This window comes from Pseudomonas sp. P4_C1 (assembly GCF_056402155.1).
In genome coordinates, this window is record NZ_JBFUHY010000014.1 from 53,063 (window position 1) to 78,494 (window position 25,432).

Below are 25,432 nucleotides of genomic sequence, written 5' to 3' on the forward strand. Positions count from 1 at the left end.
TAGGGTCAAGCACCCATTTTGGAGTTTTGGAGATTGTCGTCATGAAAATTGGAGAGTTGGCAAAGCTCACGGACTGTGCCGTGGAAACGATCCGCTACTACGAGCGCGAGAGCCTGCTGCCGGAACCGGCCCGCAGTGACGGCAATTATCGCGTCTATACCCAGGCCCACGCCGAGCGCCTGACCTTCATCCGCAACTGTCGCACCCTCGACATGACGCTTGAAGAAATCCGCAGCCTGCTGGCGTTTCGCGACAGCCCGCAAGATCAGTGCGAAAGCGTAAACTCACTGATCGACGAGCACATCCACCACGTCAGGGCGCGGATCGACGGCTTGCTGGCCTTGCAGACGCAACTGCTCGACCTGCGCCAACGCTGCGACGAGGGGCCGGGTATCGATCAATGCGGGATTTTGCAGCGGCTGGAAGTGAGTGGCGGGGTTGTGACGACGGAGGTGGAGCATTCCCATGTGGGCCGCAGTCACGGCCACTAAGCACACCGCAAAACCCTGTGGGAGCGAGCTTGCTCGCGATGACGGCGGCACATTCAACATTGATGTGACTGACAAACCGCTATCGCGAGCAAGCTCGCTCCCACAGGGTCGGTGGTGGTTTTTCAGACCGCCATCGGCGCGGTCATCGGTGCGTGGTGCTCGTAGCCTTCCAGGGAGAAATCGCCCGGTTCCACCAGCTCCAGCCACTCCGGCTGATACACACCCGTCTTGGCAAACTCCGGCACACGCTCGGAAATCACCAGTTTCGGCATCGGGAACGGCTCGCGCTTGAGCTGTTCGTTGAGCATGTCCAGGTGGTTTTCGTAGACGTGGGCATCACCGATGAAATAGGTGAACCAGCGCGGCGTGTAGCCGGTCAGGCGACCGATGAGGCTCAGCAGCGCAGCACCTTCGGTGAGGTTGAACGGCGTGCCCAGGCCCAGGTCGTTGGAGCGGATGTAGAGGGTCAGGGAAATCTCCCTGGTCTCGACATTCGGGTGGAACTGGTACAGCAGGTGGCACGGCGGCAAGGCCATTTCATCGAGCTGGGCGCAGTTCCAGCCATGGAACAGGATGCGACGGCTGCCCGGGTCATTGATGATGGTGTCTACGCACTGGCGGACCTGATCGATGGCCTTGTACAGCACCACGTAGGCCTGACCGGCATCGGAGCCTTCGGCGATCTGGCGGTAGCCTTGCTTCAGGGTCTGCTCGATGGCGGCCGGGTTGCTGACCGGAATCTGCTTGTACGCCGGCCATTTGCGCCATTGCACACCGTAGATTTCGCCAAGGTCGTCTTCGCCCTGGCGGAACGGGTTGGCCAGCCACTGGGCGTTTTCATTGGCGTTCTGGTCCCAGACCTTGCAGCCCAACTCACGGAATTCGGCAGCGTTGTTCACGCCACGCAGGAATCCGCACATTTCGCCGATGGCCGATTTGAACGCCATCTTGCGCGTGGTGATCGCCGGAAAACCTTCCTGCAGGTCATAACGCAGCATCGCACCGGGAAAACTGATGGTGTTCACGCCGGTGCGGTTGGCCTGCTTGGTGCCGTTCTTGATGACGTGGGCAACCAGTTCGAGATATTGCTTCATGAGTTACCTGTGTCCTTGAACCCGGGACCGAAGCCCCGGGGTTCGAATTTTATACTGCTGCCGCTGGAGTCGCCGGAGTGCGGTGATAGGCCAGCCAGATCAGGAACAACCCGCCGACGATCATCGGCACGCACAGCACCTGGCCCATGGTCAGCCAGTTCCAGGCCAGATAGCCCAGTTGCGCGTCCGGTACACGGACGAACTCGACGATGAAACGGAAGATGCCATAGAACAGCGCGAACATCCCCGAGACCGCCATGGTCGGCCGTGGCTTGCGCGAGAACAGCCAGAGGATCAGGAACAGCGCCACGCCTTCAAGGGCGAACTGGTACAGCTGCGACGGGTGACGAGGCAACTGCGCCGGGTCGCTGAACGGCGGGAAGATCATTGCCCACGGCACGTCGGTCGGCTTGCCCCACAGCTCGGCATTGATGAAGTTGCCGATACGACCGGCACCCAGGCCAATCGGCACCATCGGCGCAACGAAATCCATCAGCTGGAAGAACGACTTGTTGTTCTTTTTACCGAACCACAACGCCGCCAGCATCACACCGATGAAACCGCCGTGGAATGACATGCCGCCCTTCCACACTTCGAAAATCAGCGTCGGGTTGGCCAGATAAGCGCTCAGATCGTAGAACAGCACGTAACCCAGTCGCCCGCCGACGATCACCCCCATCGACATCCAGAACACCATGTCGGAGAGTTTCTCCCTGGTCCAGGTCGGGTCGAAACGGTTCAAGCGGCGGGACGCCAGCAGCCAGGCGCCGCCGATGCCGATCAGGTACATCAGACCGTACCAGTGGATTTTCAGCGGACCGATGGCCAGGGCCACCGGGTCGATCTGCGGGTAAGGCAGCATTGCGACTCCTCGTTAGAGTTCAAATCTTAAAAATTCCCGGGCGACGCTGCCACCTCAGGATTAAGCCAGGATTGCGCTGCCGGTCAGAGCAGGAAGTTCAGACCGACGCAGAACAGCAAAGCGGCAAACAGCCGTTTCAGCAACTTTGGCGACAACCTGTGAGCCAATCGCGCGCCCAAGCGGGCGAACACCATGCTGGTCAGGGCAATGCCCAGCAACGCCGGCAAATAAATGAAACCGAGACTATGGGCCGGGAGCAACGGATCGTGCCAGCCCAGAATCATGAAACTTAATGCACTGGCCAGGGCAATCGGCAGACCGCAGGCCGACGAAGTAGCCACGGCTTGCTGCATCGGCACACTGCGCCAGGTCAGGAATGGCACGGTCAGCGAACCTCCACCAATGCCGAAAATCGCCGAAGCCCAGCCAATCGCGCTACCGGCCACGGTCAGACCGAGTTTGCCCGGCACGGTTCGGCTGGCCTTGGGTTTAACCTCCAGCGCCAACTGAGCGGCGATCACCAGGGCAAACACACCAATGAGTTTCTGCAGGTTAGGGCCGGAAATCGCTTCCGCCGTCAGCGCGCCGAATCCGGCACCGACCAGAATGCCGACGGTCATCCACATGAAGATCGGCCAACGCACGGCTCCACGGCGGTGATGCTCACGTACCGCGTTGACCGAGGTAAAGATGATCGTCGCCAGGGAGGTGCCCACTGCCAGGTGCGTGAGGATCGACGGATCGAACCCTTGGGCCTTGAAGCTGAACACCAGCACCGGGACGATGATGATCCCGCCGCCCACGCCAAACAGCCCGGCGAGTACACCTGCACAGGCGCCGAGCGCCAGATAGAGCAGAAATTCCATGGTTGTCTCGCCCGCATCCCAAAACCGGAGCGGCATGGTAACGGATGCATGGCCTCAAGCTCCACTGCGCAAGGCGATGGATCGATGAGCGATGTCTGCGTAGAGTGAGCAAAAAACACACAAGGACAGCCTTATGTGCCTGATTGTTTTTGCCTGGCGTCCGGGTCATGCCCAGCCGCTGGTCGTGGCGGCCAATCGCGATGAGTTCTACGCCCGCCCCAGCCTGCCTCTGGCGCCATGGCCCGAAGCGCCGCACGTACATGCGGGGCGCGACCTCGAGGCCGGTGGCACCTGGCTCGGTGTCGGTGCCAACGGACGTTTTGCGGCGCTGACCAATATCCGAGATCCCAATCGACCACCAGGGCGAAAATCTCGTGGGGAGCTGGTCGCGCGTTTTCTAACCGGGGAAATATCAATTGACGACTATTTAGCCGACGTTGTCGAACGTTCGCAGGAATATGGTGGTTTTAACCTGTTGGTCGGCAATGCCAATGAACTCTGGCACTTCAACGCCCGGGAACCAGCAGCGGTGATGTTGGCCCCGGGGATCTACGGGTTATCCAATGCCGGGCTGGATACGCCGTGGCCGAAGTTGCTCAAGGCCAAGGCGGCGTTGAGCGAGGTGCTGGATGATCCGCAGCCTCAGGCGCTGTTGGCGTTATTGAGCGATGCGCAGACCGCACCGCTTGCCGAGTTGCCGGATACCGGAGTGGGGCTGGCCACCGAGACGTTGCTGTCGAGCGTGTTCATTGCCAGTCAGAGTTATGGAACGCGGGCGAGTACGGCGTTGATTGTGCAGGCGGATGGGGCGCGGCATATGGTCGAACACAGTTTCGGGCCGCATGGCGGGCATCTTGGGGAAGTGGAGATCAGGCTTTAGTTTTGTGTTACCTGGACTGGCCCCATCGCGAGCAAGCTCGCTCCCACAGAGTTTTGTGTTGTTCACAAAACAGTGAGCCTACACAAGCCCACTGTGGGAGCGAGCTTGCTCGCGATGGGGCCGTCAGCGTTTCAGAGGGGCTTGATCGCTGCCGGATTGATCATCCGCGCCAACCCGAGGTTCTTCAGCGCCAATTGCAACGAGCTATGAATCACTTGCGGGTTGTCGATGGTCATCAGTTCGGCAAGCAATTCCTTGGCCTTGCTCAGGTTGATCTGGCGCAGCATCCACTTCACCTTCGGCAGGTTGGTGGCGTTCATCGACAGACTGTCGAACCCCATCGCCATCAACAGCACGGCCGCCGCCGGATCACCGGCCATTTCACCGCAGATACTCACTGGCTTGCCTTCGGCATGGGCATCACGCACCACATTCTGCAGCGCCTGAAGCACTGCCGGGTGCAGGTAATCGTAGAGGTCGGCCACCCGCGGGTTGTTGCGGTCCACGGCCAGCAGGTACTGGGTCAGGTCGTTGGAACCGACCGAAAGGAAGTCCACTTGCCGCGCCAGTTCCTTGGTCTGATACACCGCTGCCGGAATCTCGATCATCACGCCAACCGGCGGCATCGGCACGTCGGTGCCTTCATCGCGTACTTCACCCCAGGCACGGTGAATCAGGTGCAGGGCCTCTTCGAGCTCATGGGTGCCAGAGATCATCGGCAGCAGGATGCGCAGATTATTCAAGCCTTCACTGGCCTTGAGCATGGCGCGGGTCTGCACCAGGAAGATTTCCGGGTGGTCGAGGGTGACACGAATGCCGCGCCAGCCAAGGAACGGGTTATCTTCCTTGATCGGGAAATACGACAGCGCCTTGTCGCCGCCGATGTCCAGGCTGCGCATGGTCACCGGTTGCGGGTGGAACGCGGCCAGTTGTTCGCGGTAGATCGCCAGCTGTTCCTTTTCGCTCGGGAAACGCTGGTTGATCATGAACGGCACTTCGGTGCGGTACAGGCCCACGCCTTCGGCACCGCGCTTCTGCGCCCGCGCCACATCCGCCAGCAAACCGGTGTTGACCCACAGTGGCATGCGGTGGCCATCGACTGTCACGCACGGCAGATCGCGCAGCGCATCGAGCCCGAGGGCCAGTTGTTTCTCTTCCTCGACCACCTCGGCGAACTGCTTGCGCAGCACTTCACTCGGGTTGGTGTAGACCTCACCGTGGTAGCCATCGACGATCATCTGGATGCCGTCGACCTTGGAATACGGCAGGTCGACCAGGCCCATCACGGTCGGAATGCCCATGGCGCGGGCGAGGATGGCGACGTGGGAGTTGCCTGAGCCGAGCACCGACACCAGGCCGACCAGCTTGCCCTCCGGCACCTCGCCGAGCATCGCCGGCGTCAGTTCTTCGCTGACCAGAATGGTGTTGTCGGGGTAGACCAGCGTTTGCTGACGCTCTTCCTGCAAGTAAGCCAGCAATCGCCGACCAAGGTCCTTGACGTCCGAGGCCCGCTCGCGCAGGTAGGCGTCGTCCATCAATTCGAAACGGTTGACGTGATCGGTGACCACCTGGCGCAAAGCGCCCTGGGCCCACTGCCCGGTCTTGATCACGGTGGTGACTTCGCTGCCCAGCGCGGCATCGTCGAGCATCATCAGGTAGACGTCGAACAAGGCCCGCTCTTCCGGGCGCAGCTGCGTGGCGAGTTTGGCGGACAAGGTGCGCATGTCGGCGCGCACGCCTTCAATGGCGGTCTTGAACAAACCGAGTTCGGCGTCGATGTCGGTGATGTTCTTGTCCGGCACCACGTCCAGATCGGCGGGCGGCAGCATGACCACCGCCGTACCGACCGCCGCACCCGGCGAACCCGGCACGCCGATGAACTTGGCTTCCTGAATGCCTTTACCCTGACGGCCCAGGCCGCGGATCGAACCGGTGGCCTCGGCGTGGGCGATAACGCCGGCGAGCTGCGCGCTCATGGTCACGAGGAAGGCTTCTTCACCTTCATCGAACTGGCGGCGCTCTTTTTGCTGGATGACCAACACGCCGACAACACGGCGGTGGTGAATGATCGGTGCCCCGAGGAATGAGGCGAAGCGCTCTTCACCGGTCTCGGCGAAGTAGCGGTAGCGCGGGTGATCCGCAGCGTTTTCGAGATTCAGGGGTTCTTCGCGCGTACCGACCAGGCCAACCAGACCTTCGTTGGGTGCCATGCTGACTTTACCGATCGAGCGCTTGTTCAAGCCCTCGGTGGCCATCAGCACGAAGCGGTTGGTCTCAGGGTCAAGCAGGTAGACCGAGCAGACCTGACTGCCCATGGCCTCTTTGACGCGCAACACAATAATCCCCAACGCCGCCTTGAGATCCTTGGCGGAGTTAACTTCCTGGACGATCTTGCGCAGCGTATTGAGCATGGCTCGGGGTCGAACTCCGTCGTCAGTCGCGCGCTAAAAGGCGCGGGGCAAGCTCTTTGAGAGCGCGTCGATACACCTCGCGCTTGAATGTCACCACCTGGCCCAACGGATACCAATAGCTGACCCAGCGCCAGCCATCGAACTCCGGTTTACCGGTCAAATCCATCCGCACCCGCTGCTCGTTGGAGATCAGGCGCAGGAGAAACCATTTCTGCTTCTGGCCGATGCACAGCGGCTGGCTGTGGGTACGTACCAGACGTTGCGGCAAACGATAGCGCAACCAGCCCCGGGTGCAGGCGAGAATTTCAACATCTTCGCGTTCAAGGCCCACTTCTTCGTTCAGCTCGCGGTACAAGGCGTCTTCCGGCGTCTCTTCGGGGTTGATTCCCCCCTGCGGAAATTGCCAGGCATCCTGATTGATTCGGCGAGCCCATAGCACCTGGCCGGCGTCATTCGTCAGAATGATCCCGACATTGGGGCGAAAACCATCGGGGTCGATCACGGCAACAACCTCGCAAACGCATGTCGCCGCATTGTTCCACAAAGGTTGTGAAGGCGGCAACGAAGGTTCCTACCTTATGTGCACTCTTGTGAAAAGACCGTATTCTTGTCGCCTTTTTACTGACTTTTCAGCGGGTAACTGCGATGCGCCTGGCTTTATTCGATTTGGACAACACCCTTCTGGGCGGTGACAGCGATCACGCTTGGGGCGATTACCTATGCGAGCGCGGCTTTCTCGACGCCGTCGCCTACAAGGCTCGCAACGATGCGTTCTACCAGGATTACCTGGCCGGCAAACTCGATAATGCCGCTTACCTGAACTTCTGCCTGGAAGTTCTCGGCCGCACCGAAATGGCCACGCTGGATCAGTGGCACAGCGATTACATGCGTGACTGCATCGAACCGATCGTGCTGCCCAAGGCCATCGACCTTTTGGCCAAACACCGTTCAGCCGGCGACAAACTGGTGATCATCACGGCGACCAACCGCTTCGTCACCGGGCCGATTGCCAAGCGCCTGGGCGTCGAAACCCTGATCGCCACCGAATGCGAGATGGTCGACGGCCGCTACACCGGGCGCAGCACCGATGTGCCGTGCTTCCGCGAAGGCAAGGTGACGCGCTTGAATCGGTGGCTGGAAGAAACCGGATATACGCTGGAAGACAGCTATTTCTACAGCGACTCGATGAATGATTTTCCGTTGCTGGAGCAAGTGACCCATCCGGTTGCGGTCGATCCGGATCCGAATCTGCGGGTCGAGGCCGAGAAGCGGGGTTGGCCGGTGATCAGTCTGCGCGGCTGAAACCGCTGTCGCGAGCAAGCTCGCTCCCACAGGGATCTTCAGTGAATTCAGATTTAGTGAACACCAGAAAACTCTGTGGGAGCGAGCTTGCTCGCGATGGGGGCGACACGGTCTCAAGCCTTAAACAGGCTTGGCCCCCATTAAACCGGCAATGGCCACAAAACAGACAAAACCGAACAACGCCAAGGCAAAGGTGAATTTACCCGCGCTCTCCGGCGCCTTGCGCAGTTTGTCGAGCCGCACCAGCAACCAGAACCAAGCCAGCGCCGCCACGGTGTACAGCACACTGGACGCCAGCAACCAGGTCTGCCCCAATGGCCAGCCCACCAGATGCACCATCCACCAGCCGGTAAACGGCATGCTCAGCAGCGCCAACCCCATCAACAACCAGACAAATACACGTGGCCGTTGCAGGGTGCGGCTTCCCGCCGTCGCATCACCCTTGCGCCGCGCAAGCAAAACCCAGACGCCCAGACCCAGCGCACAAGCCAGCAGTACAACAGTTGCCACCATGTGCGCCGTTTTCAGGGCAGTTAACGTTTCCATTGTCAGATTTCCTTATTGCCTGCCCATCAGCGTAGCCCCTCAGCCAAGAAACAGCTGATAGGCCGGGTTGTCGCTTTCGTCCCAGTACGGGTAGCCGATTTCTTCCAGCGCCGCCGGCACCAAATGGCGCTCGTCGTGGGGCACTTGCAGGCCCGCGACTACCCGGCCGTCCGCCGCGCCATGGTTGCGGTAGTGGAACATCGAGATGTTCCAGCGCCCGCCCAGCTTGTTGAGGAAGTTGAACAGCGCGCCCGGACGCTCCGGGAACTCGAAACGCAGAATCACTTCATCGACCACATGCGCCGCACGCCCACCCACCATATGACGGATGTGCAGCTTGGCCAGTTCGTTGTCGGTCAGGTCCAGCACCGGGAAACCCTGCTCGCTCAGACTGGCGATCAACGCACTGCGCGGGTCGCTTTCCGGGTGCGTCTGCACACCGACGAAGATGTGCGCTTCGCTGCCGGTGTTGTAGCGGTAGTTGAATTCGGTGATCTGGCGCTTGCCGATAGCCTCGCAGAACGCCTTGAAGCTGCCCGGCTTTTCGGGAATGGTCACGGCGATGATGGCTTCGCGGCCCTCGCCCAGCTCCGCACGCTCGGCAACGTGGCGCAGGCGGTCGAAGTTGACGTTGGCCCCGGAGTCGATGGCCACGAAGGTCTGGCCGCTGACGCCGCGCTGCTCGACATATTTCTTGATCCCGGCCACGCCCAAGGCGCCTGCAGGTTCGGTGATCGAGCGGGTATCGTCGTAGATATCCTTGATGGCGGCGCAGATTTCGTCGGTGCTGACGGTGATCACCTCATCGACATGGTCTTTGCAGATGTCGAAGGTGTGCTGACCGATCTGGGCCACCGCAACGCCGTCGGCGAAGAGGCCCACGGTCGGCAGCACCACACGCTCGCCCGCCGCCATGGCGGCTTGCAGGCAATTGGAGTCATCCGGTTCGACGCCGATGATCTTGATGTCCGGGCGCAGATACTTCACGTACGCCGCGATGCCGGCAATCAGGCCGCCGCCGCCCACCGGGACGAAAATCGCGTCCAGTGGTTGCGGGTGTTGGCGCAGAATTTCCATCGCCACGGTGCCCTGCCCGGCAATGGTATGGGGATCGTCGTATGGGTGAATGTAGACATAGCCTTTTTCGTCGACCAGTTTCAGCGAGTAAGCCAGGGCTTCCGGGAACGAATCGCCGTGCAGCACCACCTTGCCGCCACGGGAGCGCACGCCTTCGACCTTGATCTCCGGGGTGGTCTTGGGCATGACGATGGTCGCTTTCACGCCCAACACCTTCGCCGCCAGAGCCAGGCCTTGGGCATGGTTGCCCGCCGACGCGGTGACCACGCCGCGAGCGCGCTCTTCTTCGCTCAACTGGGTCAACTTGTTGTAGGCGCCGCGAATCTTGAACGAGAACACCGGCTGCAAGTCTTCGCGCTTGAGCCAAATGCTGTTGCCCAGCCGCTCGGAGAGCTGGCGAGCAGACTGCAACGGGGTTTCTACGGCAACGTCATAAACGCGCGAGGTGAGGATCTTTTTGACGTACTGTTCAAGCATCGGAAAGCATCACTGAGCGGGTTGGGCAGGACCATGGAGTCTAACCCGGCTTTCAACTGTACGACCACACGAATACAGAGGTTTTAGCCAGACATGGGGCTATAATGCCGGCCTTTCGTTCCCTCCTCGGCACCCCGGAGCCCGCATGAACCAGGATCAACTCAAACAGGCAGTGGCTCAGGCCGCCGTCGACTTCATCCTTCCGAAACTCGACGACAAGAGCATCGTCGGGGTCGGCACCGGCTCCACCGCCAACTGCTTCATCGATGCCCTGGCCCGGCACAAAGGCGCATTCGACGGCGCCGTCGCCAGTTCCGAAGCCACCGCCGCGCGCCTCAAGGGCCACGGGATTCCGGTGTACGAACTGAACACCGTCAGCGACCTGGAGTTCTACGTCGACGGCGCCGATGAAAGCGACGAGCACCTGAACCTGATCAAGGGCGGTGGCGCCGCCCTGACCCGCGAGAAGATTGTCGCGGCCGTGGCCAAGACCTTCATCTGCATCGCCGACGCCAGCAAACTGGTGCCGGTCCTCGGTACTTTCCCGTTGCCGGTGGAAGTGATCCCGATGGCCCGCAGCCACGTGGCCCGCGAGCTGGTGAAGCTCGGCGGCGACCCGGTTTACCGCGAAGGCGTACTGACCGACAACGGCAACATCATCCTTGACGTGTTCAACATGCAGATCACCAATCCGGTGGAGCTGGAGACGCAGATCAATGCGATCGTCGGCGTGGTCACCAATGGTTTGTTCGCGGCGCGTCCGGCGGATCTGTTGTTGCTGGGTACCAGCGAAGGTGTAAAAACCCTGCGCGCTGAATAACTAAGACCGTCCACATTTTTGTGGGCAGATGAAAAAACCTGTGGGAGCGAGCTTGCTCGCGATTGCTGACGGCCAGTTGAAATCTATTTTGACTGATACGCCGCTATCGCGAGCAAGCTCGCTCCCACAGTGTTTTGTGGTGTTGGTTAGAGTTGCGTGGGTTTCTTGAAAACGTAAAACAGGTTTGGCTCGCTGACGAGGTACAGCGTACCGTCGTCGTCCATGGCGATCCCCTCCGCTTGCGGCACGGCTTTTTGCAGACCCTGTTGTCTCTTGCTCAGGGACATCGTGCTCAACGGACGCCCGTCCACATCCAGTTCCAGAATCAACCGGGACTCATCGGACAGCGCCAACAAATGCCCGCTGCGCTCGTCGTATTGCAAACCCGACAGGTCCCGCACAAACATCCCGGCATCACGCTTGGGGTCGTTGACTACGTGCACCGACCAGGATTCTTCAGGATTGAATCGCGGAAAACCGTACACCTCGTAGATCAGCATCGGGTCGCGCTCCTTGGCGACGAACAGGCGCTTGCCCACCGAATCGTAAGCCAAACCCTCGAAGCCCTTGTTGTCGCCCATGTGTACGCCAACGGTCATCTGCTCGGCGTCTGCCGCATCGACGAAGGTGGTGCCCTGCTCCAGACGAATCTTGATCAGCCGCTGCTGGCTTTCGTCAGTGACCACGTAGGTGTTCTCGCTGATGAACTCCACCGCCTCCGGATCCCCGAAACCGACCAGTGCCACACGGCGCAAGATCCTGCCGTCGAGGGACAACTCGATCAACTCGCTTCGCTTATTGGTAACGGTGAACAGGCTTTTGCGCACCGGGTCGTAGGTCAATGCTGAAACGTTTTCAACCTGGCCATCAATCACCTGCGCCTCGGTCACGACCTGATATTGGTCCAGCCCCATGGATCGGGAACTCACCGGTTGCCACAGCGTATGCAGATTGAACCAGGCACGCTCGAACAGGCGCTGGTATTGGCCGAGCGCAATCAAGGCGATCAGCGAGACCATCGACAGGATCAGAATCAGGGATTTGAGGCGGGCAAATCGACGCATTCGGGTGGGCTCAGGGTCAATACAGGCGGATGAAATATCACGCCTGTCTGAACTGCAGCTTAATGGCCGCTGGCCTTTTACGTACAGACAATCAGCGCTGGCGCTGGTTACTTCTGTTTTTCGAAGCGATAGAACAGGTTCGGCTCACTCACCATGTACAGCGTGCCCGCTTCATCCATGGCCACGCCTTCGGCACGGGGAATGGTATTTTTCAGGCCGTTGAAGCCACGCAGCAAAGTAATGAAACTGACCTGCTCACCCTTCTTGTCCAGCTCCAGCAACAGGTGCGATTCGGCGGACAGCACCAGCATGTGGCCAGTCCGCGGGTCGATGGCCAGTGCCGACAGGTTGCGCATGTCCAGTGCATGACTGGCCAGTTTCAGCTTGTCGCCGGTCAGGACCTGGCCGTCACCTTTCCAGGTAAACAATGCCGGCGGGCGCTCTTCGCCCAGCACCAGTTGCTGATTATGCGAATCCCAGGTGACCCCCTCGAAAGCCTTGTTCTGATCTTTGGAAGGCCCGAGGTCGTATTTCGGGAAGTCGGCGATGTTCAGCTCGCGGGTATCGGCATCGACCTTGACGATGGCTATCAGGTGCTCGCGCTCATCGACAATCGCCAGTCGGCCGTCGCCCAGCACGGTGACGCCCTCAGGGTTGCTCCAGCCGACCAACGGCATTTTGCGCAGCACATCGCCCTGCAAGTTCAACTCGACCAGAAACGGGTTCTTGCCCATGACCGAAAACAGGGTCTTGGTCTGGGGGTCGTAGGCCAGGTCCGATGCTTCGTCCTTCTCCATGCCCGGCAACGGCTTGGCATCGATCACCGCCCGGTAGTCCGGAAGCCAGATGCTCGCCTGACGCTCGGCCGGGCTTTTCAATTGCTCTTTCACCCAGAGCACGCCCCGCGCATCCCAGTGCATGGCAAATGCAACGCCGTAGGCGACAACGACCACCAGCAGTAGCCAGATTTGCCAACGCAGGGCGAAGCGTGAGCGGCGGGCAGGTTTCAACGTGGAAAGCGGAGGAGTGGCCATCAGGGATGCGTTCCAGAAATTCAGGCTAGGGGTAATAGCACAATTTAGGGTCGGCTCAGAGGCCAACAGCCCTGAAATTATCCAGACCGGATGTGAAAAAAACGGGAAATGACAGGGTGGAGCTGTGTGGAATCTGGACTTCAACCCACCAAATACTACTGTGGGAGCGAGCTTGCTCCCACAGGGTTTGGCAGTGCCTGGACTAGCGGACGCTGCTGATGAAGCGGCTCGCGCCCGGCAGCTCCAGAACGATCTCATCACCGACATTCAGCGGACCGACGCCCACTGGTGTGCCAGTCAGAATCACATCACCGGCTTGCAACGAGAAGCAGCCGGCCATGTGCTGGATCATCGGCACGATCGGGTTGAGCATTGCACTGCTGTTGCCGTCCTGGCGCACTTCACCGTTGATGGTCAGGCGAATGCCGATGTCGGTCAGATCGGCAAACGTGCTGCCGGACACAAACGGAGCAATCACTGCCGCACCGTCGAAGGACTTGGCGATTTCCCAGGGCAGGCCCTTGGATTTCAGCTCGGCCTGCTTGTCGCGCAGGGTCAGGTCCAGGGCCGGGGCGAAACCGGAGATGGCGTCGAGCACTTCTTCACGGCTCGGCCTGGTCGACAACGGCTTGCCGATCAAGACCGCGATTTCCGCTTCGTAATGCACCGAGCCGCGCTCGGTCGGAATGCTGAAACCGCCTTCCAGCGGCACAACACAACTGCCTGGCTTGATGAACAGCAGTGGCTCGGTCGGTACCGGGTTATCCAGTTCCTTGGCGTGTTCGGCGTAGTTACGGCCGATGCACACCACTTTCCCCAACGGGAAATGAATACGCGTACCGTCGACATACTGGTGCTGATAGCTCATTACCGACTCCTGCCTTCATGGATGCTTAAAAATTGCAGATCAAACCGCGAAGATCTTGCCCGGGTTCATGATGCCGTTCGGGTCGAACACTGCCTTGACCGCTTTCATGTACTCGATCTCGACCGGGGAGCGGCTGTAGGTCAAGTAGTCACGCTTGGTCATGCCCACGCCATGCTCGGCGGAAATCGAACCGTTGTACTTCTCGACGGTTTCGAACACCCACTTGTTGACGGTGGCGCACTTGGCGAAGAACTCGTCCTTGCTCAGGGTATCCGGCTTGAGGATGTTCAAGTGCAGGTTGCCGTCGCCGATGTGGCCGAACCAGACGATTTCGAAGTCCGGGTAGTGTTCGCCGACGATCGCGTCGATTTCCTTCAGGAACGCCGGGACTTTCGACACGGTGACCGAGATGTCGTTCTTGTACGGCGTCCAGTGGGAAATGGTTTCGGAGATGTATTCGCGCAGTTTCCACAGGTTTTGCAGCTGGGTTTCGCTCTGGCTCATCACGCCGTCCAGCACCCAGCCCTGCTCGACGCAGTGCTCGAAGGTTTCCAGGGCGTGGTTGGCTACATCTTCGGTGGTCGCTTCGAATTCCAGCAGCGCGTAGAACGGGCAGTCGGTTTCGAACGGCGCCGGGACATCGCCACGGCCCATGACTTTGGCCAGGGCCTTGTCGGAGAAGAATTCGAAGGCGGTCAGGTCAAGCTTGCTCTGGAAGGCGTGCAGCACCGGCATGATCGAGTCGAAATCGGCGGTACCGAGGACCATCGCGGTGAGGTTTTTCGGCGCGCGATCCAGGCGCATGGTCGCTTCGACCACGAAACCGAGGGTGCCTTCGGCGCCAATGAACAGCTGACGCATGTCGTAGCCGGTGGCGTTCTTGATCAGGTCGCGGTTCAGTTCCAGCACGTCGCCCTTGCCGGTGACCACTTTCATGCCAGCAACCCAGTTACGGGTCATGCCGTAGCGAATCACCTTGATCCCGCCGGCATTGGTGCCGATATTGCCGCCAATCTGGCTCGATCCTGCCGAAGCGAAGTCTACCGGGTAGTACAGCCCTTTTTCTTCGGCCACGTTCTGCAGATGCTCGGTAACCACGCCCGGCTGACAAACGGCGGTGCGGTCAGTGAGGTTCACGTCGAGGATCTGGTTCATGTAGTCGAAGGACACGACCACTTCGCCATTGGCCGCCACGGCAGCGGCGGACAACCCGGTACGACCGCCGGACGGCACCAGCGCCACCTTGTGTTTATTGGCCCACAGGACAATGGCCTGGACCTGCTCGGTGGTTTTGGGGAACACGATGGCGGTCGGGGCCGGGGCGAAATGCTTGGTCCAATCCTTTCCGTAAGCATTCAGGGAGTCGGCATCGGTCAGCACCTTGCCAGGCTCAACCAGTGTCTTCAGCTCATCAATCAGGGCAGGATTGGTCATCGACAGAACTCTCGAACAATTCATGGTCATCCTGAGAACGCTTCACGTCGCAGGAATGAGTGTTTAGCGGGGCGCATATGCTAGCATACCGACCCCGCAGGATAGTGCCCAAGGGCTGTTCTGCGGTGACGGCTGTCGTGCCGTCCGGGTCAGCGTCTGCTGGCTATCTCCTGCCATTTTTCTCCGGGATACAGGTTTACGCAGATGAGCAAGACTTCTCTCGATAAGAGCAAGATCAAGTTCCTTCTTCTCGAAGGCGTCCACCAATCGGCTGTCGACGTCCTCAAGGCGGCGGGCTACACCAGCATCGAGTACCTCACAGGTTCTCTGCCGGAAGCCCAGCTCAAGGAAAAGATCGCTGATGCTCACTTCATCGGCATTCGCTCCCGCACTCAACTGACCGAAGAGATCTTCGATCACGCGAAGAAGCTCGTGGCTGTAGGGTGTTTCTGCATCGGCACCAACCAGGTCGACCTGGACGCTGCCCGCGAACGCGGCATCGCAGTGTTCAACGCGCCGTACTCCAACACCCGTTCCGTTGCGGAGCTGGTGCTGGCCGAAGCGATCCTGCTGTTGCGCGGCATCCCTGAGAAGAACGCTTCCTGCCACCGTGGCGGCTGGATCAAGAGCGCAGCCAACTCCTTCGAAATCCGCGGCAAGAAGCTGGGCATCGTCGGTTACGGCTCGATCGGTACTCAACTGTCGGTCCTGGCGGAAGGCCTGGGGATGCAGGTGTACTTTTACGACACCATCACCAAGCTGCCATTGGGTAACGCTACTCAGGTAGGCAAGCTGCACGAGCTGCTGGCGATGTCCGACATCGTTTCGCTGCACGTACCGGAAACCGCCGCCACCCAGTGGATGATGGGCGAGAAAGAAATCCGCGCGATCAAGAAAGGCGGCATCCTGATCAACGCCGCCCGCGGCACCGTGGTCGAACTGGACGCCCTGGCGGACGCGATCAAGGACAAGCACCTGATCGGCGCAGCCATCGACGTGTTCCCGGTGGAGCCACGCTCCAACGACGAAGAGTTCGAAAGCCCGCTGCGTGGCCTGGACAACGTGATCCTGACTCCGCACATCGGTGGTTCCACCGCTGAAGCCCAGGCCAACATCGGTCTGGAAGTGGCGGAAAAACTGGTCAAGTACAGCGACAACGGTACTTCGGTATCGTCCGTGAACTTCCCGGAAGTGGCCCTGCCGGCTCACCCTGGCAAGCACCGCCTGCTGCACATCCACGAGAACATCCCGGGTGTGATGAGCGAGATCAACAAGGTCTTCGCCGAAAACGGCATCAACATCTCCGGTCAGTTCCTGCAGACCAACGAGAAGGTCGGCTATGTGGTAATCGACGTCGACGCCGAGTACTCGGACCTGGCGCAAGAGAAGCTGCAACACGTCAACGGCACCATCCGTAGCCGGGTGTTGTTCTAAAGCTTGAAGCTTGCAACTGTAAAAAAGGGAGCCCCTGCGAAGGGGCTCCCTTTTTTATTTCACATTGACGGTAATCTTCTCGGAAACGATCGGTGGCTCGAACGGCATGTGGTTGCTATCGCCCAGTTCAAGCTGCAGGGTATGTTTGCCTGGCGTGAGCGTTATTTCAGCCTGGGTCTGCGCACCGCCGAAATGCAGGTGGTTGGCATCCTTGGGGATCGGCGCACCGGCGGCTGGCAGCTCATCGACGTCGATCAGCACGTGGTGATGACCGGTGTTCTTGGTGGTATCGCCCGCCGGTGCCAAGGCAATGTTCTCGACCGCGAACTTGACGACGACGGTCTGTGGAATCGTCGCACCGTCCTTGGGAGAAACAATGGACACTTCGGCGCCTTTCGGAGCCGGCGTTGCAGCACTGGCCAGCACCGAAACACCCATCAACAGGCCAGCCAAAGCAGCACGTGACTTAAAGGTTTTCATTCTCTTCTCCAGTTTTTCCGTAAAATTCGCGTGACCATGACAACTTCATGGCCATTCGTTGTCGAAGGCACTCGACAACCATAGCAAAGCGAGCCTGAATCAGAGGGTCCGCGATAAAAATTCAAAGGAGTGACCATGCGCTTTCTGCCTGGCCTGATCTGCCTGCTACCCCTTTTGAGCCCTTTGGCTCACGCCGAATTGATAGATGACGTCAACGACCGCGGCGAATTGCGCATTGCCGTTGAAGCCAACACCCCGCCATTCAATTTCAAGGATGACGACAAACTCACCGGTTTCGAAGTCGAACTGGGCCAACTGCTGGCAAGTGAACTCGATGTCCGGGCCGACTTTGTCGTCACCGACGGCAGCGATCTGCTGACTGGCGTCGAAAGTGGCAAATACGACATCGCCATCAACCACATAGCAGTGACCCCGGACCTCCAGGATCGTTTCGACTTCAGCGAACCTTACGTTCAAACCCATGCGCAGTTGATCGCGCAAAAAGAAGAACCGCGCTCCATTCTGCTGGTGCAGTCGCTGACAGAAGAAAAGCCTAAAACCAACCCGGCCGTGAGCCTGGCGATTCCGTTTCAGAAAGGTAATCCGGCGTTCCATGCCAGCCTGGAAAACGCGTTGCAGCGGATCAAGGATGACGGGCGACTGCAAGCGCTGGAGCAGAAGTGGTTGGGGGCGGATGCGGGCGAAGTGCCGAAGCCTTGAGGTTGTTGCAGGTCTGAAGTGAAAGCTGATCCTGTAGGAGCGAGCCTGCGCGCGATGGCGGCCTGACATTCAACATCAATGTTGACTGGGCTGGCCTCATCGCGAGCAAGCTCGCTCCCACAGTGTCTTGTGTCGCTCGTTAATCGAGTGCTGCCAACGTCAGCGCCACTTGCGACAACTCCAGCTCACTGAACACCTGCACCCCATGGCGCCTGAGCAACGCCGCCGTCACGCCCTCGCCACTGACCTTCACACCACTGAATGTCCCGTCATAGGTCAGCAGATTGCCGCAGGACGGGCTGTTGGCCTTGAGGATGGCGATGCGGATGCCATGTTTGCGGACCAGCTCAAGTGCCTGATACGCCCCCGACAAAAACTGCGCACTGACATCCTCGCCCTCGGTAGTGATCACCAGCGCCTGGCCGTCGAGCACTTGCGCGCCCTGCCCGCCCGGAATTTCCGCCGCTGCCCGTGGCGTCGGCAAGCCGCCGGCGACCTCTGGGCACAAGGGTACGACCCGACCTTCATCAAGCCACTGCGCAAGCGGATCGAACGGCCCGCTGGCCCCGCCGTCGTAACGAACCCGGTGGCCCAACAGGCAGCGACTGACGAGAATTTTCTGCATGATCAGAACGGCTCGTTACCGCGCCGGCGGAACCAGCCGGTCAGCGACAGGCGATCCCGGGTCGCGGGCAGGACTTCGTGGGGAACCTCTGCGGAGAGAAACACCACCAGGCAGCCGCCGATAGGTTGCACGTCTTGGACGCGATCATTGTCGAGGTACATGCGCAATTGGCCGCCGTGCTCGGGAAGCCAACCGTCATTGAGGTAAACCACCGCCGAAACCATGCGCCGGTCGTCATCGCGAAAGCGGTCGACATGCTTCAAGTAAAAGGCACCGGGCGGGTACATCGCAAAATGGCTTTCGAAATCCTCCAGGCCGAGAAACAGACCGCGATTGATCGCCTCGCGCAGGCTGTCCATCAAGTTCAGGTAGCTGTCGCAAGCCTCGGCCTGGCCGGGGTCGATCCACTGGATATGGTCGCCACGAATCCCTTCGCGGATCTCCGATGACGGCCCACGACCCACGGCGGCCGGAGCCAGCTCACCCTCGACAGCACGCTTGCGACACTCGGCCGCCAGCGCCTGGGTCAGATCCAGAGGCAGGAAAATATTCTGCTGCGACCAACCGTGCTCGGCCAGATCGTCGACGATTCGTAACAGCAGCGGGTGATCAGAGGATATTTGCATGCCGCGCATAGTATTCCTGTACCCGGAAATCCGACAGAGCCGCGCAGCGGACTGATACGAATTCTCGACAAGTACGGATGCCGCACGGAGAATAGTCGCCTGCTGACTGGAGTCCCTATGCGCCGTTTGCTTTTATCACTGCTGATGTTCTGCGTATTGCCCGCCTGGGCAGACAGCCACGACCAGTTGTACAAGGTCGCCGGCTGGCCGGAACAACGCGCGCATTTCAGCGACGCCCTCTCGGCTGCTCAGCAACGCTATCAGGGCAGCCTGCCTCCAGCGGTGTTTCAGGCACTGGTCAATAACAGCAATCAGCGATTTTCCGCCCAGGCCATGGACCGGCGCGCCGAAGCGCAATTGCGCAAGAACCTCGCCAACCCCAAACCCGCGCTGACGTTTTTCCAATCGCCCCTGGGCAAGAAAATCGTCGCCGCCGAGCTACTGGCGACCCGTCGCGACCAACTGGCAAAAAACGCCAAGGGTCTGCCGAAAATGCAGGCCAGCGACAGCCGCATGCTGATCATCGGCCATTTGGCACAAGCCCTGCCCGCACGCGAGGCCGGCGCGGAAGTCAGCCTGGCGATTGCTGGCGTCGCCGCCGATAGCTTGAGCTCGATGATTCCCGGGCTGCTCGGTGCCGGTCAGGCACAGGGCATGCTGAACGGACAACGTCAGCGCCTGATGGACCAGATCGGCAGCGACCTCAACAACACGCTGTTGTATGTCTATCGCGACCTGTCGGACGACGATCTGGAAGAGTTCGCGACCTTTGCCGAATCGGCGGAAGGCCAGGCTTATTATCAAGCGGCGCTAGCGGCAATTCGGGCGGGGTTGGCGGTGGGGCAGAGCAATTCGAACCTGACCCAGTGATCCTCACCAACTTATAGACCGCTATCGTCGGAACGCCGCCCGGAGCAAGCTCGCTCCCACAGTGTTTTGAGTCGCCCCCCACAAATTTGTGATCACCGCAAAACCTGTGGGAGCGAGCTTGCTCGCGATGGGGCCAAAACAGACACTAGAGATTGTGCCCTTTGATCCGCCTGGTCAAAAACCCGAAATACTCCTGCCGCATCACCAACGTTTCATTCGCCAGATGATGCCGTGCCTCGGGCAGCATCAGCACCTGCGGCCGATCAAACTTGCCCCGCAAAACGTCCAGGTTGTGCTCCCAATCCACTGTCATGTCGGCCTGGCCCTGCACGATCAGCGGCCGCCGCGTGCTCGCGGGTGCGGCTTCGATACGCTTGATCCAGCGTGCCAATGCGCCCACCCAGGCTGTCGGCAGGCGCAGCGGCTGCAACGGATCTGCTTGCAGGAACGGCAAAAACGCCGGGTCGTTGGAGTTCTCGCTGAAACGCCGGGCGATGGCTTTGACGAAAGGCTTGAGCAGGTAGTAACTCAGTTGCGACCAACCCCACGCCCGCGGCCGCACCAGCGGCGACAGCAGAATCACCTGACCCTGCGCCGGGCTGCTCACCCCCGCATTCAACACATGATCGATCACGATCGCCCCGCCGGTACTCTGCCCACACAGGTGCCACGGTTGCGGCAAGTCGAGGGATTGTGCCTCGCCGAACAACCCTTGCAACGCGTCCTGATACTCGGCGAAGTCCTTGATGCTCGCCCGTTCGCCACTGGACAAGCCGTGCCCCGGCAAGTCGCAGGCAATCACCGCAAAGCCCTGGTCCAGCGCCCACTCGATCACATGCCGGTAGAGCCCGGTGTGATCGTAGAAACCGTGGATGACAAACAGCGTCGCCTTCGCCCGCTCGGGCCACCAGAACTGGCTGACCAGCTCATAACCATCGACCTCGAACCGCCCAAGGCCACTGCGCACCTGACGCTGCGCAAAATCCAGCCCGTAGAACCGCCGGTAAGCCTGCGCCTGTGCTGACAACGGCTGCCCGGCTGCCAGAGGCAGCAAGCTGGCGCGTAGAAGATCAGGGTCGAAAGTAGCCGGCATGGACGATTCCAGAACGTGAAACGGACTTTATAGGCCTGCGATATTCTTCTGTCGCGGCAAGCATGGCAAGCTAGCCGACCTTCGAGGACTGAACCGATGCGCTCGCCCTATCGCGCCACCCTGTTTGCCTGCCTGCTCGCCGTGGTGTGTGCCGGCATGTTGTGGGCGGCCTACAACTGGTTCCAGGGGCGTTACCTGCGGGCGTTCAGCGAGCACACGGCGATGTTTTCGGGGGATCCGCTGCGCCTTCCCGAGTCCCTCGCCGGCCCTGGCGCCATCCGCCTGGTGCATTTCTGGGACCCGGCCTGCCCGTGCAATGTCGGCAATCAACAACACCTGACCGAACTGGTCGAGCGCTACGTACCCCATGGCGTGGAATTCTATGTCGTGCAAAAACCCGGTAGCCACGGCCAATTGCCGGGCACCCTGAGCAGCCTCAAAACCATCGACATCCTGCCCGGTTCCGAACAGATCCCCGCCAGCCCGGCCGTGGCGATCTGGGATCGCAGCGGCAAACTGGCGTACTTCGGCCCCTACAGCGAAGGCCTGACCTGCAATTCGAGCAACAGTTTTATCGAACCCATCCTGCAAGCGCTGGATGAAGGCCGTGCAGTGAGTGCCACGCACACATTGGCTGTGGGTTGTTACTGCCCGTGGCCTGTCGATCCAGCGAAGTAGGCAAAGACCTGGTAATACGAATCCCTCCTACGGGCGATGCGCCATATCGGCGCGCCGTGTTACACAGTGGCGCCAGGAATCACAATAACAACAAGGAGTCGCCATGAAACGCAGCCTGACCGCTCTCGCTCTGCTGATCGTCGTGCTGGCCGCCGGGGCCGGCGGGTACCTCTACAGCAAGCAGCCGTCACGCCAGGGCATGGTGGAACTGCAACACCTGCAAGGCTCCGTCACCGTGCGCTACGACGAGCGCGGCGTCCCGCACATCCACGCCGAAAACGAAACCGACCTGTACCGCGCCCTCGGCTACGTGCATGCCCAGGACCGCCTGTTCCAGATGGAAGTCTTGCGTCGCCTGGCCCGTGGCGAATTGGCCGAAGTGCTCGGGCCAAAACTGCTCGACACCGACAAACTGATGCGCAGCCTGCGCATTCGCGAACGCGCCGAAACCTACTTCGCGAATCTCGACAAGCAGTCGCCCGCCTTCATTGCCATGCAAGCCTATCTGGACGGCATCAACCAGTATCAGGACAGTCACGCAAAACCCGTGGAGTTCGACGTGCTGGGCATTCCAAAACGTCCATTCACGGCCCAGGACACCATCAGCATCGCCGGGTACATGGCCTACAGTTTTGCAGCCGCATTTCGTACCGAACCCTTGCTGACATTCGTGCGCGATCAACTGGGGCCCGGATACCTGAACATCTTCGATCTCGACTGGCAGCCAAAAGGCGTGCTCAACGGGACCGCACCCTCCCTGGCCAGCGCCGACTGGAAAGACCTCAATGCCCTCGCCCGCCTGAGCGAACAAGCCTTGGCCGACAACGGCCTGCCACAGTTCGAGGGCAGCAACGCCTGGGTCGTCGCAGGCAGCCGGACCCAAAGCGGCAAGCCGCTGCTGGCGGGTGATCCGCATATCCGTTTTTCCGCGCCGTCGGTGTGGTACGAAGCGCAACTCTCGGCTCCGGGCTTTGAACTCTACGGCCACTATCAGGCCTTGATGCCGTTCGCCTCCCTGGGCATGAACCACGACTTCGGCTGGAGCATCACCATGTTCCAGAACGACGACCTCGACCTGATCGCCGAGAAGGTCAACCCGGACAACCCCAATCAGGTCTGGTATCGCGGCAAGTGGGTGGACATGACGACCAGCGAGCAGCAGATCGCGGTCAAGGGCCAGGCACCGGTCACGCTGGTGCTGCGCCAGTCACCCCACGGCCCGATCGTCAACGATGCCCTGAGCAACGGCGTCGGCAAGACGCCGATTGCCATTTGGTGGGCGTTTCTCGAAAGCCAGAATCCGATTCTGGAGGGCTTCTACCAGCTCAATCGCGCCGACACCCTGGCCAAGGCCCGTGGTGCCGCGGCAAAAATCCAGGCGCCAGGCCTGAACGTTGTCTGGGCCAATACCAAGGGTGACATCGGCTGGTGGGCGGCGGCGCAATTGCCTAAACGTCCGGCGGGCGTACGTCCGTGGTTCATCCTCGACGGCAGCACCGCCGAGGCGGACAAGGACGGCTTCTACCCGTTCTCGGCCAACCCCCAGGAAGAAAACCCGGCGCGCGGCTACATTGTTTCGGCCAACTTTCAGCCGCTATCGCCGACCGGCATGGAAATTCCCGGCTACTACAACCTTGCCGATCGTGGCCAGCAGCTCAATCGCCAACTCAGCGACAAAGCCGTCAAATGGAACCTGGAAAACAGCCAGCAGCTGCAACTGGGCACCACCACCGCCTATGGCCCGCGCCTGTTGGCACCGCTGTTGCCGGTGTTGCGCGAAGTGGTGAGCGATCCCGCCGAACTCAAACTGGTGGAGCAACTGGCCCTGTGGAAAGGCGATTACCCGCTCGACTCCACCAGCGCCACGCTGTTCAACCAGTTCCTGTTCAACCTGGCTGACGCGACGATGCGCGATGAGCTGGGCAACGACTTCTTCGAGACGCTGCTCTCGACCCGGGTGATCGACGCCGCGTTACCCCGCCTGGCCGCCAGCGCCGATTCGCCGTGGTGGGACAACCGCGGCACACTCGGCAAGGAAACCCGTGCCGATACGGTCAAGGCGGCCTGGCAAGCCAGCATCGCGCACCTCAAGACCACCCTCGGTGCAGACTTCGCGCAATGGCAGTGGGGCAAGGCGCACACATTGACCCATGGCCATCCGCTGGGGCAGCAAAAGCCGCTGGACCTGATCTTCAACGTCGGCCCCTTCGCCGCACCCGGCACCCATGAAGTGCCGAACAACCTCTCGGCGAAGATCGGCCCGGCTCCGTGGCCTGTCACCTACGGCCCTTCGACCCGGCGCCTGATCGACTTCGCCGACCCGGCCCACAGCCTGACCGTCAACCCGGTCGGCCAGAGCGGCGTACTGTTCGACAGTCACTATGATGATCAGGCCGAGGCCTACATCGAGGGGATGTACTTCCAGGCGCATCTTAATGACGAAGAAGTCACGGCCAATACGCGCAGCACCTTGAAGCTGTTGCCGGCGCGGGCTGTACCGTAGATTTTTGCTGGCCGGGCTGGCCCCATCGCGAGCAAGCTCGCTCCCACAGGTTTTTCTGTTGTTCACAAAATTTGTGCTCAACAAAGATCCCTGTGGGAGCGAGCTTGCTCGCGATGGGGCCCTGGAAGGCACCCACAAATTCAGTTCAAACCATCGCCGCAAAATTCAGCCTGAACTGCTGCGGCGTCACCCCCAATCTGCGATTAAACACACTGCGCATGTGCTGGGCATTGCGAAAGCCGCATTGATAGGCCACAGTCTTGAGCGGCGCGCGGGTGCTTTCGAGCATCACCCGCGCCGCATCGACCCGTGCACGCTCGACAAACTCGGCCGGGGTGATTTTCGCTTCCCTGGCGAACACCCGGGAGAAGTTGCGTGCGCTCATATTGGCGGCATTGGCCAGGTCGGCGATGGTCAGGTCGCCCGTCAGGTTGGCCAGCACGTAATGCTGGACCATTGCCACCGCCGAATCCGGTTCGGCGTGGGGCGTAAGAAACGGGCTGAACTGCGATTGCCCGCCCGAACGCTGGGTGAACACCACCAGCCGCTTGGCGACATTCAGCGCCACTTCCGGCCCGTGATCCCGGCCCAGCAGGTACAGGGACAGATCGATGCCCGCAGTGACCCCCGCCGAGGTGAACAGCTCCCCGTCCTCTACGTAAAGGCGATCCRCTTCAACCCGGGTCGACGGGCACAAAATTGCCAGCGACGACGCATCATTCCAGTGGGTAGTGACCGTGCGATCTTCCAGCAACCCCGCCCGGGCGAGCATGAACGCGCCGTTGCAGATCGAGCCAAACCGTTGCGCCCGCCCGCATGCACTGCGTAGCCAGGTGTCGAATGCCGCGCCGAAACTCATGAACGGCAACTGCGGCCCGCCAGCCACCAGCAACAGGTCATAAGCCTCCAGCGCTTCGCTGAAATGCCGATGGGCATTGAGCGCCAGACCGTTGGAGCACGCCATCATTCCGTGCTCGACGCCGATCACTTCCAGCCGGTAGTGATCCTGCGGGGCGAGGAAACGATTGGCCTCGGAAAACACATCCATGGGGCCGGTGACATCCAGAGACTGAACGCCGGCGAACACCACAATGGCTACGGTTTTACTCATGGTTCAAAACGCCTCTGATGGCATTGAATGGCAACGCACACCTGTAGGAGCGAGCCTGCTCGCGAT

The 25,432-nt window shown here is 60.4% G+C and carries 25 protein-coding genes; 9 read left to right on the forward strand and 16 right to left on the reverse strand.

Annotation, left to right across the window (positions count from 1 at the left end; genetic code table 11):
• The first annotated feature begins 41 nt into the window (after nt 1-41).
• Nucleotides 42-491: a Cd(II)/Pb(II)-responsive transcriptional regulator gene (cadR, locus tag AC1DU9_RS11930; protein WP_223456627.1), complete on the forward strand. Its 450-nt coding sequence runs from the start codon at nt 42-44 to the stop codon at nt 489-491.
• 122 nt (nt 492-613) lie between these two features.
• Here the strand turns inward: cadR and AC1DU9_RS11935 are convergent, their stop codons facing one another.
• The 3 genes from AC1DU9_RS11935 to AC1DU9_RS11945 all read right to left on the reverse strand — a co-directional run bounded on the left by AC1DU9_RS11935 (nt 614) and on the right by AC1DU9_RS11945 (nt 3,313).
• Nucleotides 614-1,585, reverse strand: coding sequence for a thymidylate synthase (locus AC1DU9_RS11935; protein ID WP_223456625.1), 972 nt, complete (start codon nt 1,583-1,585; stop codon nt 614-616).
• Between the two features lie 49 nt (nt 1,586-1,634).
• Nucleotides 1,635-2,447 carry a prolipoprotein diacylglyceryl transferase gene (gene lgt, locus AC1DU9_RS11940; RefSeq protein WP_477810194.1) on the reverse strand — a complete coding sequence of 271 codons (813 nt, stop codon included), beginning with the start codon at nt 2,445-2,447 and terminating at the stop codon, nt 1,635-1,637.
• A gap of 83 nt (nt 2,448-2,530) precedes the next feature.
• Nucleotides 2,531-3,313, reverse strand: coding sequence for a sulfite exporter TauE/SafE family protein (locus AC1DU9_RS11945; protein ID WP_218431789.1), 783 nt, complete (start codon nt 3,311-3,313; stop codon nt 2,531-2,533).
• Nucleotides 3,314-3,446: 133 nt separating this feature from the next.
• Between AC1DU9_RS11945 and AC1DU9_RS11950 the strand changes: the two genes are divergently transcribed.
• Nucleotides 3,447-4,193, forward strand: a complete 747-nt coding sequence (locus tag AC1DU9_RS11950) for an NRDE family protein (RefSeq protein WP_223456621.1) — start codon at nt 3,447-3,449, stop codon at nt 4,191-4,193.
• Nucleotides 4,194-4,324: 131 nt separating this feature from the next.
• Here the strand turns inward: AC1DU9_RS11950 and ptsP are convergent, their stop codons facing one another.
• Together ptsP and AC1DU9_RS11960 are read right to left on the reverse strand one after the other, a co-directional pair.
• Nucleotides 4,325-6,604, reverse strand: a complete 2,280-nt coding sequence (gene ptsP / locus AC1DU9_RS11955; RefSeq protein WP_223456619.1) for a phosphoenolpyruvate--protein phosphotransferase — start codon at nt 6,602-6,604, stop codon at nt 4,325-4,327.
• A gap of 22 nt (nt 6,605-6,626) precedes the next feature.
• On the reverse strand, nt 6,627-7,106 hold the full coding sequence (locus AC1DU9_RS11960; protein ID WP_003229203.1) for an RNA pyrophosphohydrolase: 480 nt from the start codon (nt 7,104-7,106) through the stop codon (nt 6,627-6,629).
• Nucleotides 7,107-7,249: 143 nt separating this feature from the next.
• On the opposite strand from AC1DU9_RS11960, the gene AC1DU9_RS11965 reads away from it, so the two are divergent.
• Nucleotides 7,250-7,906 carry a histidinol-phosphatase gene (locus AC1DU9_RS11965; protein WP_223456617.1) on the forward strand — a complete coding sequence of 219 codons (657 nt, stop codon included), beginning with the start codon at nt 7,250-7,252 and terminating at the stop codon, nt 7,904-7,906.
• Between the two features lie 120 nt (nt 7,907-8,026).
• Here AC1DU9_RS11965 and AC1DU9_RS11970 read toward each other — a convergent pair whose 3' ends face one another.
• The gene (locus tag AC1DU9_RS11970) at nt 8,027-8,452 is read right to left on the reverse strand and encodes a DUF2269 domain-containing protein (RefSeq protein WP_223456615.1); all 426 of its coding nucleotides are present in this window, start codon (nt 8,450-8,452) and stop codon (nt 8,027-8,029) included.
• Between the two features lie 39 nt (nt 8,453-8,491).
• A complete protein-coding gene (gene ilvA, locus AC1DU9_RS11975) occupies nt 8,492-10,006 on the reverse strand; it encodes a threonine ammonia-lyase, biosynthetic (protein WP_223456613.1) in 1,515 nt (504 codons plus the stop codon).
• A 145-nt stretch (nt 10,007-10,151) separates the two neighbouring features.
• Here ilvA and rpiA point away from each other — a divergent pair, with 145 nt between their 5' ends.
• A complete protein-coding gene (rpiA, locus tag AC1DU9_RS11980) occupies nt 10,152-10,826 on the forward strand; it encodes a ribose-5-phosphate isomerase RpiA (protein ID WP_223456611.1) in 675 nt (224 codons plus the stop codon).
• Between the two features lie 146 nt (nt 10,827-10,972).
• Here rpiA and AC1DU9_RS11985 read toward each other — a convergent pair whose 3' ends face one another.
• From AC1DU9_RS11985 to AC1DU9_RS12000, 4 genes are all read right to left on the reverse strand, one after another.
• Complete coding sequence (locus AC1DU9_RS11985; protein WP_223456609.1) at nt 10,973-11,890, reverse strand: SdiA-regulated domain-containing protein; 918 nt, start codon at nt 11,888-11,890, stop codon at nt 10,973-10,975.
• 107 nt (nt 11,891-11,997) lie between these two features.
• On the reverse strand, nt 11,998-12,924 hold the full coding sequence (locus tag AC1DU9_RS11990) for an SdiA-regulated domain-containing protein (RefSeq protein ID WP_223456607.1): 927 nt from the start codon (nt 12,922-12,924) through the stop codon (nt 11,998-12,000).
• Nucleotides 12,925-13,126: 202 nt separating this feature from the next.
• Nucleotides 13,127-13,792: a fumarylacetoacetate hydrolase family protein gene (locus tag AC1DU9_RS11995; RefSeq protein WP_223456605.1), complete on the reverse strand. Its 666-nt coding sequence runs from the start codon at nt 13,790-13,792 to the stop codon at nt 13,127-13,129.
• Nucleotides 13,793-13,831: 39 nt separating this feature from the next.
• Entirely contained in the window at nt 13,832-15,226 is a 1,395-nt protein-coding gene (locus AC1DU9_RS12000) for an FAD-binding oxidoreductase (RefSeq protein ID WP_223456603.1), read from the reverse strand.
• A gap of 204 nt (nt 15,227-15,430) precedes the next feature.
• Here AC1DU9_RS12000 and serA point away from each other — a divergent pair, with 204 nt between their 5' ends.
• Complete coding sequence (gene serA / locus AC1DU9_RS12005; protein ID WP_223456601.1) at nt 15,431-16,660, forward strand: phosphoglycerate dehydrogenase; 1,230 nt, start codon at nt 15,431-15,433, stop codon at nt 16,658-16,660.
• A 54-nt stretch (nt 16,661-16,714) separates the two neighbouring features.
• Here serA and AC1DU9_RS12010 read toward each other — a convergent pair whose 3' ends face one another.
• Nucleotides 16,715-17,140, reverse strand: coding sequence for a DUF4399 domain-containing protein (locus tag AC1DU9_RS12010; protein WP_223456599.1), 426 nt, complete (start codon nt 17,138-17,140; stop codon nt 16,715-16,717).
• Nucleotides 17,141-17,275: 135 nt separating this feature from the next.
• Between AC1DU9_RS12010 and AC1DU9_RS12015 the strand changes: the two genes are divergently transcribed.
• The gene (locus AC1DU9_RS12015) at nt 17,276-17,860 is read left to right on the forward strand and encodes a transporter substrate-binding domain-containing protein (RefSeq protein ID WP_223456597.1); all 585 of its coding nucleotides are present in this window, start codon (nt 17,276-17,278) and stop codon (nt 17,858-17,860) included.
• A gap of 139 nt (nt 17,861-17,999) precedes the next feature.
• On the opposite strand, the gene AC1DU9_RS12020 is transcribed toward AC1DU9_RS12015, so the two are convergent.
• Nucleotides 18,000-18,485, reverse strand: coding sequence for a 2-thiouracil desulfurase family protein (locus AC1DU9_RS12020; protein ID WP_223456594.1), 486 nt, complete (start codon nt 18,483-18,485; stop codon nt 18,000-18,002).
• 2 nt (nt 18,486-18,487) lie between these two features.
• Nucleotides 18,488-19,120 carry a 2OG-Fe(II) oxygenase gene (locus AC1DU9_RS12025; protein WP_223456592.1) on the reverse strand — a complete coding sequence of 211 codons (633 nt, stop codon included), beginning with the start codon at nt 19,118-19,120 and terminating at the stop codon, nt 18,488-18,490.
• A 108-nt stretch (nt 19,121-19,228) separates the two neighbouring features.
• Here AC1DU9_RS12025 and AC1DU9_RS12030 point away from each other — a divergent pair, with 108 nt between their 5' ends.
• Nucleotides 19,229-19,981 carry a DUF2059 domain-containing protein gene (locus tag AC1DU9_RS12030; RefSeq protein WP_223456590.1) on the forward strand — a complete coding sequence of 251 codons (753 nt, stop codon included), beginning with the start codon at nt 19,229-19,231 and terminating at the stop codon, nt 19,979-19,981.
• 145 nt (nt 19,982-20,126) lie between these two features.
• Here AC1DU9_RS12030 and bipL read toward each other — a convergent pair whose 3' ends face one another.
• Nucleotides 20,127-21,074: a phospholipase BipL gene (gene bipL, locus AC1DU9_RS12035; protein WP_223456588.1), complete on the reverse strand. Its 948-nt coding sequence runs from the start codon at nt 21,072-21,074 to the stop codon at nt 20,127-20,129.
• Between the two features lie 96 nt (nt 21,075-21,170).
• On the opposite strand from bipL, the gene AC1DU9_RS12040 reads away from it, so the two are divergent.
• Together AC1DU9_RS12040 and AC1DU9_RS12045 are read left to right on the forward strand one after the other, a co-directional pair.
• Nucleotides 21,171-21,752, forward strand: a complete 582-nt coding sequence (locus AC1DU9_RS12040) for a DUF6436 domain-containing protein (protein ID WP_223456585.1) — start codon at nt 21,171-21,173, stop codon at nt 21,750-21,752.
• A 103-nt stretch (nt 21,753-21,855) separates the two neighbouring features.
• Nucleotides 21,856-24,255: a penicillin acylase family protein gene (locus tag AC1DU9_RS12045; RefSeq protein WP_223456583.1), complete on the forward strand. Its 2,400-nt coding sequence runs from the start codon at nt 21,856-21,858 to the stop codon at nt 24,253-24,255.
• A 145-nt stretch (nt 24,256-24,400) separates the two neighbouring features.
• Here the strand turns inward: AC1DU9_RS12045 and AC1DU9_RS12050 are convergent, their stop codons facing one another.
• Nucleotides 24,401-25,366, reverse strand: coding sequence for a GlxA family transcriptional regulator (locus AC1DU9_RS12050; RefSeq protein ID WP_477810195.1), 966 nt, complete (start codon nt 25,364-25,366; stop codon nt 24,401-24,403).
• Between the last annotated feature and the right edge of the window lie 66 nt (nt 25,367-25,432).

Bases quoted from the DNA above. Each gene is read 5' to 3' on its own strand.
- cadR (WP_223456627.1), top strand. From the start codon at position 42: ATGAAAATTGGAGAGTTGGCAAAGCTCACGGACTGTGCCGTGGAAACG.
- AC1DU9_RS11935 (WP_223456625.1), bottom strand. From the start codon at position 1,585: ATGAAGCAATATCTCGAACTGGTTGCCCACGTCATCAAGAACGGCACC.
- lgt (WP_477810194.1), bottom strand. From the start codon at position 2,447: ATGCTGCCTTACCCGCAGATCGACCCGGTGGCCCTGGCCATCGGTCCG.
- AC1DU9_RS11945 (WP_218431789.1), bottom strand. From the start codon at position 3,313: ATGGAATTTCTGCTCTATCTGGCGCTCGGCGCCTGTGCAGGTGTACTC.
- AC1DU9_RS11950 (WP_223456621.1), top strand. From the start codon at position 3,447: ATGTGCCTGATTGTTTTTGCCTGGCGTCCGGGTCATGCCCAGCCGCTG.
- ptsP (WP_223456619.1), bottom strand. From the start codon at position 6,604: ATGCTCAATACGCTGCGCAAGATCGTCCAGGAAGTTAACTCCGCCAAG.
- AC1DU9_RS11965 (WP_223456617.1), top strand. From the start codon at position 7,250: ATGCGCCTGGCTTTATTCGATTTGGACAACACCCTTCTGGGCGGTGAC.
- AC1DU9_RS11970 (WP_223456615.1), bottom strand. From the start codon at position 8,452: ATGGAAACGTTAACTGCCCTGAAAACGGCGCACATGGTGGCAACTGTT.
- ilvA (WP_223456613.1), bottom strand. From the start codon at position 10,006: ATGCTTGAACAGTACGTCAAAAAGATCCTCACCTCGCGCGTTTATGAC.
- rpiA (WP_223456611.1), top strand. From the start codon at position 10,152: ATGAACCAGGATCAACTCAAACAGGCAGTGGCTCAGGCCGCCGTCGAC.
- AC1DU9_RS11985 (WP_223456609.1), bottom strand. From the start codon at position 11,890: ATGCGTCGATTTGCCCGCCTCAAATCCCTGATTCTGATCCTGTCGATG.
- AC1DU9_RS11990 (WP_223456607.1), bottom strand. From the start codon at position 12,924: ATGGCCACTCCTCCGCTTTCCACGTTGAAACCTGCCCGCCGCTCACGC.
- AC1DU9_RS11995 (WP_223456605.1), bottom strand. From the start codon at position 13,792: ATGAGCTATCAGCACCAGTATGTCGACGGTACGCGTATTCATTTCCCG.
- AC1DU9_RS12000 (WP_223456603.1), bottom strand. From the start codon at position 15,226: ATGACCAATCCTGCCCTGATTGATGAGCTGAAGACACTGGTTGAGCCT.
- serA (WP_223456601.1), top strand. From the start codon at position 15,431: ATGAGCAAGACTTCTCTCGATAAGAGCAAGATCAAGTTCCTTCTTCTC.
- AC1DU9_RS12010 (WP_223456599.1), bottom strand. From the start codon at position 17,140: ATGAAAACCTTTAAGTCACGTGCTGCTTTGGCTGGCCTGTTGATGGGT.
- AC1DU9_RS12015 (WP_223456597.1), top strand. From the start codon at position 17,276: ATGCGCTTTCTGCCTGGCCTGATCTGCCTGCTACCCCTTTTGAGCCCT.
- AC1DU9_RS12020 (WP_223456594.1), bottom strand. From the start codon at position 18,485: ATGCAGAAAATTCTCGTCAGTCGCTGCCTGTTGGGCCACCGGGTTCGT.
- AC1DU9_RS12025 (WP_223456592.1), bottom strand. From the start codon at position 19,120: ATGCGCGGCATGCAAATATCCTCTGATCACCCGCTGCTGTTACGAATC.
- AC1DU9_RS12030 (WP_223456590.1), top strand. From the start codon at position 19,229: ATGCGCCGTTTGCTTTTATCACTGCTGATGTTCTGCGTATTGCCCGCC.
- bipL (WP_223456588.1), bottom strand. From the start codon at position 21,074: ATGCCGGCTACTTTCGACCCTGATCTTCTACGCGCCAGCTTGCTGCCT.
- AC1DU9_RS12040 (WP_223456585.1), top strand. From the start codon at position 21,171: ATGCGCTCGCCCTATCGCGCCACCCTGTTTGCCTGCCTGCTCGCCGTG.
- AC1DU9_RS12045 (WP_223456583.1), top strand. From the start codon at position 21,856: ATGAAACGCAGCCTGACCGCTCTCGCTCTGCTGATCGTCGTGCTGGCC.